This window comes from Nitrosospira sp. Nsp13 (assembly GCF_900101945.1).
GTDB classification, from domain to species: Bacteria; Pseudomonadota; Gammaproteobacteria; order Burkholderiales; family Nitrosomonadaceae; genus Nitrosospira; species Nitrosospira multiformis_D.
In genome coordinates this window covers 50,767-66,439 of the sequence record NZ_FMVD01000011.1, presented here as the reverse complement: position 1 = coordinate 66,439, position 15,673 = coordinate 50,767, and the positions used below count along the sequence as shown (strand labels likewise).

11 protein-coding genes are annotated in these 15,673 nt (G+C 55.0%); 3 read left to right on the top strand and 8 right to left on the bottom strand.

The window, feature by feature from the left end; all coding sequences use genetic code 11:
• Window positions 1-133: 133 nt before the first annotated feature.
• The 3 genes from BLO43_RS12615 to purL all read right to left on the bottom strand — a co-directional run bounded on the left by BLO43_RS12615 (window position 134) and on the right by purL (window position 7,561).
• Window positions 134-2,200 carry a M1 family metallopeptidase gene (locus tag BLO43_RS12615; protein ID WP_090907359.1) on the bottom strand — a complete coding sequence of 689 codons (2,067 nt, stop codon included), beginning with the start codon at window positions 2,198-2,200 and terminating at the stop codon, window positions 134-136.
• Complete coding sequence (locus BLO43_RS12610) at window positions 2,197-3,435, bottom strand: ChaN family lipoprotein (protein WP_254773459.1); 1,239 nt, start codon at window positions 3,433-3,435, stop codon at window positions 2,197-2,199. The genes BLO43_RS12615 and BLO43_RS12610 overlap by 4 nt, the downstream gene beginning before the upstream one ends.
• Before the next feature lie 88 nt (window positions 3,436-3,523).
• Window positions 3,524-7,561, bottom strand: coding sequence for a phosphoribosylformylglycinamidine synthase (gene purL / locus BLO43_RS12605; RefSeq protein WP_090907358.1), 4,038 nt, complete (start codon window positions 7,559-7,561; stop codon window positions 3,524-3,526).
• Between the two features lie 267 nt (window positions 7,562-7,828).
• Here purL and BLO43_RS12600 point away from each other — a divergent pair, with 267 nt between their 5' ends.
• The 3 genes from BLO43_RS12600 to BLO43_RS12585 all read left to right on the top strand — a co-directional run bounded on the left by BLO43_RS12600 (window position 7,829) and on the right by BLO43_RS12585 (window position 10,771).
• On the top strand, window positions 7,829-9,352 hold the full coding sequence (locus BLO43_RS12600) for an NAD(P)H-hydrate dehydratase (RefSeq protein WP_090907388.1): 1,524 nt from the start codon (window positions 7,829-7,831) through the stop codon (window positions 9,350-9,352).
• Between the two features lie 172 nt (window positions 9,353-9,524).
• Entirely contained in the window at window positions 9,525-10,127 is a 603-nt protein-coding gene (locus BLO43_RS12595) for a peroxiredoxin (RefSeq protein WP_090907357.1), read from the top strand.
• A 185-nt stretch (window positions 10,128-10,312) separates the two neighbouring features.
• Window positions 10,313-10,771, top strand: a complete 459-nt coding sequence (locus tag BLO43_RS12585) for a ferritin-like domain-containing protein (protein WP_090907355.1) — start codon at window positions 10,313-10,315, stop codon at window positions 10,769-10,771.
• A 71-nt stretch (window positions 10,772-10,842) separates the two neighbouring features.
• Here the strand turns inward: BLO43_RS12585 and BLO43_RS12580 are convergent, their stop codons facing one another.
• The 5 genes from BLO43_RS12580 to BLO43_RS12560 form a co-directional block, all read right to left on the bottom strand.
• On the bottom strand, window positions 10,843-11,040 hold the full coding sequence (locus tag BLO43_RS12580; RefSeq protein WP_074630269.1) for a hypothetical protein: 198 nt from the start codon (window positions 11,038-11,040) through the stop codon (window positions 10,843-10,845).
• Between the two features lie 97 nt (window positions 11,041-11,137).
• Window positions 11,138-11,407 carry a hypothetical protein gene (locus tag BLO43_RS12575; protein WP_090907354.1) on the bottom strand — a complete coding sequence of 90 codons (270 nt, stop codon included), beginning with the start codon at window positions 11,405-11,407 and terminating at the stop codon, window positions 11,138-11,140.
• Between the two features lie 151 nt (window positions 11,408-11,558).
• Window positions 11,559-12,044 carry a hypothetical protein gene (locus BLO43_RS12570; RefSeq protein ID WP_090907353.1) on the bottom strand — a complete coding sequence of 162 codons (486 nt, stop codon included), beginning with the start codon at window positions 12,042-12,044 and terminating at the stop codon, window positions 11,559-11,561.
• Window positions 12,041-12,697: an acyl-homoserine-lactone synthase gene (locus BLO43_RS12565; protein WP_254773458.1), complete on the bottom strand. Its 657-nt coding sequence runs from the start codon at window positions 12,695-12,697 to the stop codon at window positions 12,041-12,043. The genes BLO43_RS12570 and BLO43_RS12565 overlap by 4 nt, the downstream gene beginning before the upstream one ends.
• A 639-nt stretch (window positions 12,698-13,336) precedes the next feature.
• Window positions 13,337-15,529, bottom strand: coding sequence for a TonB-dependent receptor (locus BLO43_RS12560; protein WP_254773457.1), 2,193 nt, complete (start codon window positions 15,527-15,529; stop codon window positions 13,337-13,339).
• Window positions 15,530-15,673: the final 144 nt, after the last annotated feature.

Below are 15,673 nucleotides of genomic sequence, written 5' to 3'. Positions count from 1 at the left end.
AAAATGGCCGCAAACCGGCCACCAGCACTCGGGCAGGCTCGGAGAACCTGCCCACGGATTATCGGGTTAAGTACTCAATGGATGAGTTTTGTAGCAGCTTTTTGGATCCGGAGTTCTCCGTGCATTCACGCCATCAATCAAGTTTCACCGCCTGTACACGTGTGGGCCACGCGCCCCGGCCAATCGCTTTTGCTCCATCGAAAATGACATAACTCTGACGGCCGTAATGCGGCAGAGGCCGTATCAGCGCCGCAAGCGAAGCCGCCTCCCGTGCGGACACCACCGCGAGCGTCATGCCATCGGAACGGCTTACCGTCCAGGCCTGCGCCGAACCCTTGTCCCGCACGATCTCCGGCCGGCGAGGCAACTGATGCCGCGCAAGCCACGCATCGACTTGTTCCTCCAAACCAATCACCAATGCAGGCGCGGAGGGCAGACTATCCGTCGCCGGGACCAGTTTCAGGGCACGATTCTGAAGTTTACCTGCAAGCGTCTCGGCGGTACCGCGCACTTCACCGCTTTCCGGGAGCAGAATGGTTACTGCTGCCCTGTCAACCATGATCTGGCGCAGAATCGGCGGCGCCTCGTCGGGCATCAAGCGCCGGAATAACCGCAGATCCGGATCAAGGATCACCTCCAGCGGAAGGGCGCGTACATCAAGCGTAAAAGTCTGACGTCCATGTTCCAAATCAAGGGTCCGCATCTCTTCACCTTCTCCGGTACGAATCGCGACAGGTACCCGCAACCGGTACTCGGGCGCCGCCTGCTCGAGCGTGACGTTAACGCGATAACCGGAATCCGACTTCGTACGTTTGGCTTCCGCAATGCGCACGACGGGTGCTCCCGCGCGCGTGAGCCACTGGTCGAAGAAACTATTTAAATCCTGTTTGGACACTGTCTGGAATGCACCCCGTAGATCCGCCCACGAGGCGATACGAAAGCGCTGCTCGCGCCAGAACGCCTGCAGTGCTTGATCGAAGGTCTCGCGTCCGAGCAGATCGCGCAGCATCAGGAACGTCATCGCGGCCTTGTTGTAGCCCACGATCTGAGTAGCCCCGTGAGTACGCGAGGTAAAAGTGGTAAGCGGCGCATCCTGACCGGGCGACAGCGCGGCAAAATCGCGCAGCCAGCCACGACGCATCTCCCGCGCGGCTTCCGGACTTTCACGCTCCTTGTATGCATAGTCCGCCATGAATGTGGTCAGCCCTTCTGACCAGTTGCCCTGCGCGTAATCGGGATACACGCCGTTTCCCCACCAGTTATGCAACACTTCATGACCCAGCGACGTGGAACGGATGAACGGCAGGCGCAGCACCTCGATGCCGAGATAGGTGAGTGTTGGCATGCCGAAACCCGTCGGGGTCGGACTCGATACGACACTGAATTCAGTAAACGGATACGCTCCGATCCACGACTCGTAAAGTTCGATATAGCCTTTTACCGAACTAAGATAGGCAGACGCAAGATCTGCGATCTGGGGATGAAAGTAGGTTCGCAACTGGATAGTCTTGCCTCCCGCGCCACGCATCGTGCTTGTTTCCACTTTGTAGGGACCGGCCATGAGATCGATGCCGCCGGTCGGCGCAGGAAACTCGAAATGGGCACGATATCCCTCATCCGTTTCGGATTCCTCGACGAGGCGGCCCGCGACAATGCCGCGCTGCCCGCCTGGCAGTTCGATGCTCACATGGTAGCTAGCGAGTTTTTCCGCTATGTAAGGATACCAGCCGCTCGAATCGGGCAGGAAGGTCCCCGCGTCGCTACTCGCCGGTTCGTTCCTTCCCAGCGTCTGCGGATGATCAAGCGAAGTATCCAGTGCCGAAAGTTCGCCACGCCAATGAACCTCGATACGGCGTGGCATCTGCTTATCGCCCGGAATACGCCAGGCACGCATCTTGCCGGTAATTGCAGACGGACCGAGCGACGTCGCGTCAACACGCCCGTGCATGACCTCGAAACGACGGCCCAGCACCAGAGTCAGCTCCTCCGATGTCTTCGCTGTAATGACACTGCGTCCCTCAATGGTGCGTGCACCCGGATTAATCCGTACTGTAATGTCATAGTGGATTTCCGCGGTGTCTGCCGCTGCAGCAGGTACGACGGACGCGGCAGATGTGGCGGTTGCAACAAAAAACGGAAGTAGAACCCATGCAACGTTTCTCCCAATGCGGTAGAGGCGCGCGCCGCCTATCCGTCTCATTTCGGCACCGCCGGGAACCTGGCGATAATTTCCATCGTTTCGCCGCCACGTCTCAGTTTAAGTGGCAGCCATGTTCCCGGGGCCTGCTGTTTGACGATATCTACAATATCATTGATACGCTTGATCGTGATACTTGCGGCTTCGGTGATGATGTCACTGTCGCGGATACCGGCTGTTTCGGCGATACTCCCCTTCTCCACCTGCAACACGCGGGCACCACCATCCTGCGCCAATTCGAAACGGATACCCAGGCGCTGCCGCGGCAACTCATGCGAAACGAATGATAACGAATTAACGCCAAATACCGCATCGGCCAGCCCCCCGACCACCTGTCCGCAATGGGTGCCGCTATTCCATGGTAACAGCGTGCCCACATCGGTAACGCGAAGGTCCTTCAACTGATGGGGGACTCCATAACCATATTTGATATGTCCCGAGCCCATAATGCCGACCACAAGGGGGCGGCCCGGCCGATCCAACGCCGAGTGTATGGCTTGCGCCATTGCCCTATCCCACAGCTGCTGGCTCTCCACAAAGCGCCGAAAATCCGGATCATCCCGGCTGATTTCACCTTTCTTCCTGCCACCGCGGTCATGCTCACCGTAGAACGGCAGCAGGTAATCAAGATAAGCCGTACTTGGCGCAGCGGGTGGCATCACGCCTTCGCGCTCGCTCTCCGGAACCCCGTCGAAGCCCTTCTGGGAGGTTGCTCGCCGCAAACGCGCGTCGATATTGAGCGCCACCATTGGCACACGATTCATGCGCGCAAAATGAAACAGCGGCATATAAAGGCTCGCGTCCGTACTCCAGACGGCGTCCCAGTCCGCGGCAGCGAGAAACTGCACTTCCGAAAACTCACCAGCTACCCACTGATCGAGCGCTTTCTGTACCCTGCGCGGAAACATCTCGAAACCGATTACCATGTCGGGACGCATTGCATGCAGTGCAGCGAGTACCTGCAATTGCCATCGGTGGTGTTCAGGGTTGTCATGCATTTCACCCAGCAACACCACCGAGTTCCTTGCGGCGCGGGCGATGACATCGGCGCCGGATATCTTCCCGCCGCCAGGTATGCTCCAGCTTCCGGCCGGTACACAATCCGCCTTTTCCTTGTTGCCCGCTTTGGCTTGGGCCCATGCGACGCGTGGACCGGCGGCGAACGCGAATAGCATGACGGCCAGAAATATCCCTTTGTACAGGACACCCCAGGGCAGAGTGCTTCGAGAAATTTTCAAGCTGGATACTCCCTCATCGTGAATTATCGAACTTATCTCATCCGTATCCGAGTTATTATAGTCGCAGCAGGCTGCCATACTCCGCACCTCATCCCACCCATTTTCGAGCATTCCTGAACATCCGCATCCACGGCGCATCGTCACGCCAACCGGGATGCCAGGAATTCTGGGCGGCACGAAACCCGCGCTCCGGGTGTGGCATCAGTATGCTAAAGCGCCCATCCGGGGTGGTCACGCCGGCAATGCCGTGGGGAGAACCACTGGGGTTGAGCGGATAAATCTCGGTGGGCTGCCCCCGGTTATCGACAAAACTTAGTGCAACCAGAGATGCAATAGCTGAGATCTTGTTCCGTCCGGCAAATTCAGCACGACCTTCCCCGTGCGCAACGACAACAGGCATTCGGCTCCCGGCCATGCCGCCAAAAAACAATGACGGGCTCTGCTGGATTTCCACCATGACGAAGCGCGCTTCGAACTGCTCCGATTTATTGCGCACAAAACGCGGCCAATGTTCCGCGCCAGGAATGACCTCATGCAGGTTACTCATCATCTGACATCCGTTGCAGACACCCAGCGCAAAGCTATCGGTCCGCTGGAAGAATGCTTCAAATTCGTCGCGGGCGCGAGGGTTGAACAGGATCGAGTTGGCCCAGCCTTCCCCGGCTCCCAGCACGTCGCCGTATGAGAATCCGCCGCATGCGGCGAATCCCTCGTAATCCCTGAGAGAAACACGTCCTGCGACGATATCGCTCATGTGCACGTCGGTCGCCGAAAATCCTGCCCGATCAAAGGCGGCGGCCATTTCCACGTGACCGTTCACGCCTTGCTCGCGCAAAATGGCCATTCGCGGCCGGATGCCACTATTGATGTAAGGCGCGGAAATATCGTCGTCCATGTCGAAACTCAGTTGCGCATGCAGACCAGGATCGGTGATATCGAGAATGCGATCATATTCCTGCTGCGCGCATTCGGGATTGTCGCGCAGCGTCTGCATCCGATAAGTGGTCTCTGACCATGCGCGGTGCAAGTCAACGCGCTTCTCGGCGAATATCGGCTTATTGTTGCGCAGGAACTGGACTTCGTCCTTGTCATTGACTTCACCGATAACGAAGCACGCATCGCGCAAGCCTGCTTCCGACAGGATAGCCATCACATCACGGTGGTGTTCCGTTTTTATCTGGATCACCGCCCCCAATTCCTCATTGAACAGAACGGACATGATGCGCTCCATAAATCTCCCGCCCAGCGCCTCCGGCCGCAATTCATGACCGTCCACGTCATTCGCGAGCACATCAAAACATAGCTGATCGAGATTGATGGCTATGCCAACATGACTGGCGAACGCCATTTCACACAATGTCGCGAATACGCCTCCATCGGAGCGGTCATGATAAGCAATTATTTTATCCTCATGATTCATACGCTGTATCGCGGCGAAAAAGCCTCTGAGTCTCTCCGCTCCCTCCAGACCTGCCATGTCTGGCGCGTCATCGCCCACCTGCTTATAAACTTGTGCCAGCGCCGAACCGCCCAGACGGTTCCTGCCGCCACCCAGGTCGATCAGGACAAGTTCCGTCTCGCCACAATCCTTGCGTAACTGCGGTGTAAGTGTTTTGCGCGCATCCGCTACCCTCGCAAAGGCGGAAACAATCAGCGACAGCGGCGCGGTCACCTCTTTTCTGATACTCGCGCCGCCATGGTCGGATGCCGACTCCCATACGGTCTTCATCGACATGGAATCCTTGCCTACCGGAATACTGATTCCCAACTGGGGGCAAAATTCCATGCCTACCGCATGCACGGCGTCGAACAAAGCCGCATCTTCCCCAGGGTGCCCCGCCGCAGCCATCCAGTTGGCGGAAAGCTTGATCTCTCCAATATGTTCAATCCGCGCGGCTGCGATGTTGGTGATCGCTTCGCCCACCGCCATGCGTGCTGAAGCAGCGGGATCTATGAGTGCCACGGGTGTGCGCTCACCCACAGCAAAGGCTTCGCCCAGATAAGTCCGGTAACCCATCAGTGTCACCGCCACATCCGCTACCGGTACCTGCCACGGCCCCACCATCTGGTCACGTGCAGTCATACCGCCGACGGTACGATCGCCGATGCTGATGAGAAAAGTCTTGTCTGCCACTGCGGGTAATCTCAACACCCGGTAGGCCGCTTCTCGCAAATTTAATCCCGCCGTATCGAACGGCAACAGCGTTCTCCCGATATGCATCACATCCCGAATCATTTTTGGCGGCTTGCCCAACAGTACCGAGAGATCCATATCAACCGGCTGATTGCCAAATACGGGATCGGTCACGGCAAGCTGTTGTTGCGCCGTCGCTGTGCCCACCACCGCGCACGGACAACGTTCACGCTCACAAATTGACTGGAACAGCGCCAATGACTCCGGCCTGATTGCGAGCACATAGCGTTCTTGCGCCTCGTTGCTCCAGATTTGCATTGGCGACATGCCCGGTTCTTCCGAGGGGATATCACGCAAATTGAAACGCCCCCCGCGTGCGGAACCATGCAGTAGCTCGGGCAGTGCGTTCGATAAGCCGCCTGCGCCGACATCGTGAATCGAAAGAATCGGATTAGGCTCGCCCTTTCTCTCCATCTGCCAGCAGTAGTCGATGACTTCTTGTGCGCGCCGCTCCATTTCCGCATTGCCGCGTTGCACCGAATCAAAATCGAGACGCTCTGCATTCACCCCGGTATCCATACTGGAAGCCGCACCGCCGCCAAGACCGATCAGCATCCCCGGTCCGCCCAATTGAATCAATAGGCCGCCGGCTGAGAATTCTTCCTTGAAGGAATGGCGTTCGGCGATATGACCTATCCCTCCAGCCAGCATGATGGGCTTGTGATAACCGCGCATTTCGCCCGCGACAAATTCCTCGAAGGTACGGAAATACCCCGCCAGATTGGGCCGTCCGAATTCATTGTTGAATGCCGCGCCCCCGATGGGGCCCTCCAGCATGATTTGCAGGGCCGACGCGATGCGCGATGGCTTACCGTAAGAATGCTCCTCCCCCGATTGCTGGTGCACTTCCCAAGGCTGAACAAATCCGGGAATACTCAAATTGGAAACCGAGAAACCGCTCAGTCCAGCCCTGGGTTTGGCGCCCCGGCCAGTTGCGCCTTCATCGCGGATTTCCCCGCCTACCCCGGTGGCGGCACCCGGATAAGGTGAAATCGCGGTGGGATGATTGTGCGTTTCCACTTTCATCAGGATATGCGTTGGCTCCTCCGCATAACCGTAAGCATTATCCTCGCCGGGGTAAAAACGGGCGACCTTCGCCCCTGCGATAATGGAAGAATTATCCGCATAGGCCACCACTGTACCTTGCGGATTCTGGTGGTGAGTATTGCGTATCATCGAGAACAGCGACTTCGCCCGTGGCTCGCCGTCTATCACCCAGTCGGCGTTGAAAATCTTATGACGGCAATGCTCGGAATTGGCCTGGGCAAACATCATCAACTCCACATCGGTGGGATTGCGTCCGATCCGGGTGAAATAGGCTGCAAAATAGGCAATTTCGTCCTGCGACAATGCAAGCCCCATTGCGTTGTTGGCGTTCTGCAATGCATCGTCTCCACCTGCCAGCACATCCACTGTGGCGAGCGGTACGGGCTCAAAATGTCTGAACAATTTTCCCGCATCGTCGAATGAGCTGAATACCGCTTCGGTCATACGATCGTGTATCAGCCCAAGCACCGCAATCCTGCCATCGGCCGAGAGTCCAGCAGCAGACTTATCTTCCGTCTGAACATAAAATGCCACGCCGCGTTCCAGCCGCTCCACCGCTTCCAGTCCGCAATGGTGGGCGATATCGGTGGCTTTGGATGACCATGGAGATATGGTACCGGGACGAGGCAGCACCAATAGCAGCTCACCTGTGGCATGACTGGCCTGCCGTTCGATATCGCCTCCCAGGGGAATGTCCTTCGGCGTGACCTTGAGCAACCTTTCAAGAATGACACTTTCATTTGGCTGCAGAGCGCGCCCGAGCGCGCAAAAATGCCAATATTCCGCATAAATGTGGGAAACTTGCGGAGCGGCAATTTTGAGCGCGCTCGCCAATTTTTCCAGGCGGAATGGAGAAAGCGCGCTGCCACCACGAAGTCGAAGCATCCGGCGAAATGAGTCAATAAGTTGAAAATGTAATTTTACCCCAGATAATCCATTAGGACGCGAGATGATGGCGAGGCAGGTTGCGAGACAGTTTTGTTGGTTGGGAGAAGTCCATAGCTGGTCTATGGACGCCGAGCAAGCGGCGAAAATGGCCGCAAACTGACCGCCAGCACTCGCGTAGGCTCGGAGAGCCGCCTAATGGATTATCTGGGTTTACACGAGAAGACAAGCTGGCCACAGCCCGATAAACGTTTGATAAACGATAATATGCGTAATTACTCCACCGCCGTTTACACCACTGCCGAGATCCGGGAAATCGAGCAACTCGCGGCTGCATTGCCTGGACCCCCTGCCTTGATGGAAAAAGCCGGTCTTGCCGCTGCCGAAGTCGCACGGGACAGGTTGTTGATCTACGGAAGAACTCGAGTGCTGGTGCTGGCAGGTCCGGGCAATAACGGCGGCGATGCTTTCGCGGCGGCACGCCATCTGCAAGCCTGGTGGTTCAAGGTGACGCTGGTATTCACCGGCCAACGCTCAACCTTGTCCAGCGATGCCCAGCGCATGCTGGATGCCTGGCTTACTGCGGGAGGCAAGCTATTTGCCGGGATCCCGGAGAATGAAAGATGGGATATGGTGATAGATGGACTGTTTGGCATTGGTCTCGATCACCATGAAGGAAGAGAACTGGCGGGTCAATACCTTACCCTGGTTAATACCGTCAACCGCATGAACCTGCCTGTGCTTGCCCTCGATATTCCCAGCGGCCTGGGCAGTGACAGCGGCCAGGTACGCGGCGCGGCGATCCGGGCCGCCATGACGGTCACGTTTATTGGCCTCAAACCCGGCCTCGTGACTCATCAGGGTCCTGAATATTGCGGTGAAATCTTGTTGGACGATCTCGATCTCAATACGCTTTCCCTAAGAGAACCCGCCTCATGGATCATGGACCAGCTTTTGGCTCAAACGCTACTGCCGCCGCCCCGCTCCGCCAGCAGTCATAAAGGCACGTATGGCAGTGTCGGTATAATTGGTGGATCAACAGGAATGATGGGTGCGGCACTTCTGGCAGGCACAGCGGCATTGAAGCTGGGTGCGGGCCGCGTCTATCTCGGTTTGATTGCCGGTAAGGCACTTGAGGTGGACACTACGCAGCCTGAACTGATGCTGCGTCCTGTACATGAAATATTCAAGCTCGATCAACTGAGCTGCCTGGTTGTCGGTCCAGGGCTGGGAATGAGACCCGATGCCCGTTTCTGGCTAAGTTCCGCGCTGGAATCCACTCTGCCCCTGGTGCTGGATGCCGATGCATTGAATCTCATCGCCACGCATTCCAGCGTTGCCAATCTGCTACGGAAACGCAAGGCTCCGTCCACTCTTACCCCACATCCCGCCGAAGCCGCACGGCTGCTGAACATGGATATCTCAGCGATTCAAAATGACCGCATGGCCGCTGCGGCGAATCTGGCGAAGAAGTTCAATTGTTGCGCAGTATTGAAAGGTGGGGGCAGCATTTGTGCCGTATCCGGCGGCAAACGTTATATCAATACCAGCGGCAATCCCGGCTTAAGCAGCGCGGGAACAGGCGATGTACTGTCCGGCATCGTAGGCGCTTTACTGGCGCAGGGAGTAAGTTCGGAGAATGCGCTATTGCTGGCGGTTTATCTGCATGGGGCCGCGGCGGATATATTGCTGAAGCAACAGGGCGGCCCGGTGGGAATGACCGCCTCGGAAATCTCGAATGCTGCACGCAACCTGTTGAACCAGTGGGTTTACAGCCCTGAAATCCACTAGGGCCTGGTTTTCTTCCCCGGATGGGTTTACCAGTCATGAGACCATCGATGCCAAAGAATTAGTGTTTTTGCAAGATATATTCATGCGCGGCACCGCACAGATAAGATAGATTTTTGCATGTATATTGTGAAATGTTGAGCTAAACCCAATTTCATTAAAAGGAGAAATACCGATGTCCGTGCTCGTCACCCATCTCGCACCCGACTTCACCAAACCCGCCGTTCTGCCGGATGGGAGCTTCAATGAGGCTTTCAACTTTCATACCGAAATTTCGGGCAAGTATGCTGTACTGTTTTTTTATCCACTGGATTTCACCTTTGTCTGCCCTTCGGAAATCATTGCTCACTCTCACAGGGCGGAAGAATTCCGCAAACGCAATGTGGAAGTCATCGGGGTTTCGGTGGACTCGCAGTTCACCCATTACGCCTGGCGAAACACCGCTGTGGACAAAGGAGGTATCGGTCCGGTAGGCATCACCCTGGTGGCCGACGTGGGGGGAGAAGTCATGCACGCCTATGGTGTCGGTCATCCAGACCATGTTGCCCTGCGCGCTTCTTTCCTGATCGATCAACACGGCATCGTGCGCCACCAGGTGGTCAACGACCTGCCGCTGGGACGTGATGTGGACGAAATGCTGCGCATGGTGGACGCGTTGCAATTCTACGAGAGCCACGGCGAGCTCTGCCCTGCCGGCTGGAAAACAGGAGATCCCGGCATGAAGGCCTCTCCCGAGGGTGTAGCCGAATATCTGGGTGAACACGCGGAGGCGCTTTGAGTTAATGCGCCAATTAAGCGTGGTAGCCCGGGAAACGGTTGTGGATTATAGAGTTGACCATCAAATGCCTGGAAAAGGATCTCTGGATTCCCGCTTTCGCGGGAAAGACGAAGCTTTGCATTTGATGGCTAGCGCTATGAAGGGGCAGGACCGTTCGGATTATTTGCAATCAAAAGGAGAAAAGCATGAGCTTCGATAAAGACAAAGTCATCGCATTGTTGAACAAGATCATGGAACTTGAACTCGCCGGCGTGGTGCGTTATACGCATTATTCATTGATGGTCTTCGGCTACAACCGCATCCCTGTCGTTGAATGGCTCAAGAAAGAGGCCGAAGAGGGATTAGTGCATGCCCACAAAGCGGGCGAGCTCGTTACCCTGCTGGGGGGATATCCTTCACTTTCCATTGGGCCGCTGCTGGAGACGCATCATCACGACATCGGCGATATCCTCAGGGAATCCATGGCGCACGAGGGCGAAGCCTGTGCGGCCTACTATGAACTGCTGAAACTGATTCAGGGCAAGTCGGTATTGTTGGAAGAGTACGCGCGGGAACTCATCGTCGCGGAGGAGATGCACGCCGACGAAGTCAACAAGATGCTGCGCCGGACGGGTAAAACAGGCGTGTATGAGTCCGCCAAGTAGCCACATTTTCAATGCGGACCAGGTTCTCAGGCATCCCTCAGACATCTGGGGGTTCCCTGATGTGAAGCGAGTTACTCGTCGCTTCGCAAATCGTTGTACACCATCACCATGCCGCTTAATTGAATCATCAGTTCAACCTCGCTTTCCTCTTCATCAAGGATCTCACCGGATTCGTAGAGTTTCATTAACGCGTGCAGTGCATCGACAGGACTCGCATCAAAGATGTCAGCGGACTCAGCCGGCTGCAAGGTGATTTCAACAGGGTTCATGCCCGCCTCTTTTTAGTGCGGATAATCATCAAAAACCGGTTTGTACATATAGTGCATCAGCTTCGCGTTCATCATATGGGCGCACATCCCATAAACCCTAGCCGAAGCGCTTTTTCTTGGTTATAACGGAGGGCGCGGCATGATAAATGCGCCGGTTTAAACTGGAATCCCGTAAACCGATGGTTCTACCACGATATGAGTCTTTGAAGGTACCGGGATCATTGAATGTGCTATTGGCATCATTCAAGCAGCCGCCTTCATTTCTCATAACCGGCAAGTCCTGCCCGGGCTCCCTGTCAGGCAAAAGTTGATCAGCCTGACTCGCGGATGATACGGGCATCACCAATGCGGATAATTCAGGTTTCATGCTACCTCCTGTGAATGTAAGAGCTAAACCAGGATAAACTCGTAAATTGATTGATACGCTCAGGCTAACTGGAACAGATGGCGTTTCGATGAAAGATTTGTGAAAGTTTTACAATCAATTGAATGCGGGTCGGGTAAGGACAGAAGCTGCTTCAGCTTTGCTTCTTTGAGATTTCCATGATGTTCCACTTGGGACCTGAATATTCAAAGGTGACCGGCTCCAGCGGTGCCCGTTCGCACCCATCACGCATCAACGCGGCCGTTTCTCCCAGCGCTATTTCCTGTAGGCGGCAGCGCATATTCAATACGCCATCGCTGGACTCAAAAACGCCGCAGGTACGCGAGGTCTCGCCATCCGCCCGATAGCTTTCGGATGCTACGTGGGACCCCACATCATTCATGACTGCCACGGGCAAATGGGGATATCGTCGCCTCGCTTCCCGAATCCATCGCAACAAACTTGCCTGTTGAGCGCAATCGTATACATTGCCATCAACCAGGACCATGTCGTAATCTTCCAGGTCCGGCTCGGGAAAGCTTTCCAGTGATCTTCGCTCCAGCCTGTGCTTTGATTTTTCAAGCAGCAGTTGCAGGATGCGACGCGCATCCTGTCTCTCTCCAACCAGAAGAATATTCATGCGACCTTCCTTTGCGCATCCTCGGGAAGCGTACCGAACAGGGCAAACTCCGTGATGGCGTCGATCTCAATGTAGCAGGCTACGGTTAGAACTCGTCCAATCTTGATGGGCGCTCCCAGTCTGGAGACGTTGACACCAAGTTTGCGTATCAGCCTCTCCACGGCGACGGTGGTTACGGTTACATAGCGCTTTATCCCGTTGTTTTGTGCAAAGAGAAACAAGGTCCGCATCATTTGTACGGGAATATCGCTAAACCCGAATCCCGCACTTTCATATTTTGGAACCGTCACCGCAAACCGGCTCAATTCCCACACGTCGGCCTGCCGGGGTGCCGGTTGTCCATGCAATAATTGTGGGAACGTATCCTTCAACATGTTAGGACCGGTGGTGGGAAGCAGCCGCCAGCAGCCCAGCACCTCATCTTCATCACTTTTTGCCAGAACATAGACCGGATTTGCATGATCGAACTCATCATGCTCCATTCCATTATCGTTGGTTACCTCCCACCCCAGCCGATCATGGAAGACCTCGTGTCTCAGCCGATACATTCCTATCACCGCCCGTTGATCCAGTGAGCCGTTTCCGTGCCGCGCAAGCATGATCTGTCCCATTTTTGCCCCGTCCAGGTTGTTGATGACGGTGCTATGAGACAACGGAATGAAGGCCCCGGATAGCTGTAGAATCTTACAGGAAGAAACGGAATATACCTGCTGTAACCGTTAGCTGTAGCGGGTTCCAGGCTTCCGCACAGGAACCGGATCGGGCCGGATTTTTGATGAAGTTTCTGGGAAAAGGGGGGGTGGAAAAAGGTGATGTTCAGGTTTGCCCTACCTTTTGTGCCGTAGACCTCCACGCGCACAAGGCATCATAAACCGTAGGACTTAATAGGCGAAGCGCATTACGCCGGATGAATTAAGTCAGTGGCCATATTCGACTTCTCATCGATTGATTGAGAAGGGCGTTTATTCGGTGGGTTGGACAGGAGGCAATGAAGATGCCCTTGAATATGAAGATTAATATCCGGCGTAATGCGCTTCGCTTATCAAGCCCTTCACCATATCCATGCCTTATGCGAATCGGATGCAAGCGCCGTCTCGTGTCATCCAGCGGCATGACGGCGAGACGGTGCTGTATTCAGTTTGACGGCGACGGATTTCATCCAGCGCGAGGCATGAGCCGCGCGGCGGAGGAAGCCTCCGTAAGCGGTGAGTAACGAAGGGTTGGACGAAATCCGTCCCGTCCCTTCGGGTTACGCACAAAAAACGCGGGTGCGAAATGAGTGTTAACAGGTCCTAATTAAAATTAAAGCGGATAGAACCGAACGCGCTCAGTGGATTGCCCGGTAATGCCCCGGCAAATGTGGGGTTGGTGTAATAAGTTGCGTCCGTCAGATTTTTTATATTGACCGCGAGATGCATTCTTTTAATGCTATAAGATACAGCGGCATCAAGCACGACATAAGACGGTATCTTCAAAAGATTCAAGGTGTCGGCATAACTGTCGCCCTTGTATGTGACCCCGAAACCAAGCATTAATCCACGTGCCAGACCGCTTTGTAGCGTATAGGTGCCCCACAAACTGCCCATGTGGGTCGCAACGCCAGCGGGACGGGTTCCAAAAACGCTTCTTGTTATGCCAAGTACAGCATTGGTGGCCACATTGCGTGATAATGTTTCGGGATCCATCCACACCCCGTTACCGATAATATTCAGGCCGGGCATCGGACGCACGCCGAAGGACATTTCCACCCCGCGCGACCGGTCGTTACCATCCTGAGTGGCTTGACCCCCTGAACCGGGCAAGGTGATGAAATAGTTATTGCGGCTGGTTTGGAACAGTGCCACGTTAAAATCAACCTTGCCATCCAGCAATGCGGTCTTGGCACCCACTTCTATCTGATCCGAGGTCTCGGGCGCCCTGGATACGTTTTGAGCTTCAGTTGCCAGATTAATGAAAGCACCCGTGCTATAACCCGTGTAAAAGGCTAAATTCTTGGTGGGCTGATATACCCCCCCCGTCGAATAAGTGGTCAACGACTTCGTCTCCACGATTTCACGATACCCGTAATTACCTGAAACCAATTGAAAGCCCTTGTCGCTGTACTTTACCAAGTCGTTGCGAATGCCGAGACGGAGCTTGAATTTGTCCGTTAAATCAATCTGATCCTGGGCGTAGAAAGAAGTCTGATCGCTGCTGATTCTGCGGTCAAAAATTGGTCTGCGGGTAAGTCCGTTTAATGAGGTTTCCGGAATGACCGGGTTTAAAAGATTAATGTTGAGTAAAGTGAAGTCAGCACGAGTGGTCTGGATATCCGTATTCTTGTATTCGAACCCGCCCAGGAACGTGTGCTTGACCGGGCCCGTATTCGTTTTCCAGATAAACTCGTTTTGCAATTGGGTGTAACCCGCGTTATCGAATTGCGAGCGCGCGTCGCGTCCGGTAACCACGCCGGGTGTATTATTACAAAGCGAATTCACCACGCTTCCACAAGCCTGATTCCCCCCTCCATTTCGTATCATGTCAAGCGTCCGGGCATCGTATGTGAATGCCGTGCGCATACTTAAAACGTCGGATATCGCCCAGTTATGGATAAGGCCGAGGCGATTGATCGTATGATCCGTTTTATTAAAGGGCGTGTAGTAGCGAGTCTCCCGGGAGACATTGGCTATATGGGAGTTACCATCGAAAAGTATCCCGTAATTATCGGGCTTGATTTTCATCTCCCGGTGATCAAAGTCTATCAAGAGGGTTTTGTCGGGTGCCAAACGCCAGATGAAGCTGGGGGAAGCCTCGACGATATTGCGCTCAAGCCCGCGGAAACCATCGGTATGCTCCATATTGGCGATCACGCGGCCAGCCATGTTTGGCAAATAAGGGATAGCGCCGGTCAGGTCCAGAAAGCCATTGCGCGTACCAAAACTGCCCAGCATGGTACCCACCGACATATCAAAATTGTACTGAGGTTTCTTGGTGATCATGTTGATGCTGCCGCCGGGACCGGCTACGCCGAATAGCGCGGAGCCAGGACCCTTTAATACTTCGATGCGATCGACATCGTACATGGTACGGAAATAGCTGTTTTGCGCCCCCCCGTCGGGCAGATCGTCACGTAAATAGCTCAGCGCCAGACCTCGTGAAGTGAAGCTGTTACCGAATCCATAACCGCCACCCATCAAAGGCTGCACGCTGCTGACGTTGCGCATGGCGTCATTCATGTCGATTGCGCCTTGCTCTTGCAGCAAGGCTGCCGGCACGACGGCAATGCTGGCGGGAATATCACGTAATGGCGTATCTGTCTTGCTTCCCGTTCGGGCTATATCCTCCAGTGTGCCGGGACGGACCCGACCGGTGGTAATCTTGATTTCAGGCAACGCAGTGCTTTTTACCTCACTTTTTGCCTCGTTTCCTGCCTCGCTTTTTGCCGGTTTGCCAGCACTATCCTGGGCTGCCGCATGCAGCGGCACCAATACCAATGTTATCAACATGGGTATTAACCCCATGTGAGCCCGCCTCAATCCGAATCCCGACACATGTTTCATAACGTCTCTATTTTTAATGTTTTTAATGTTATTGGCTGGCTACAAGCTGGCGGGCTACAGGCTGCGGAGCTTACTGGCTGGCTGTGGATA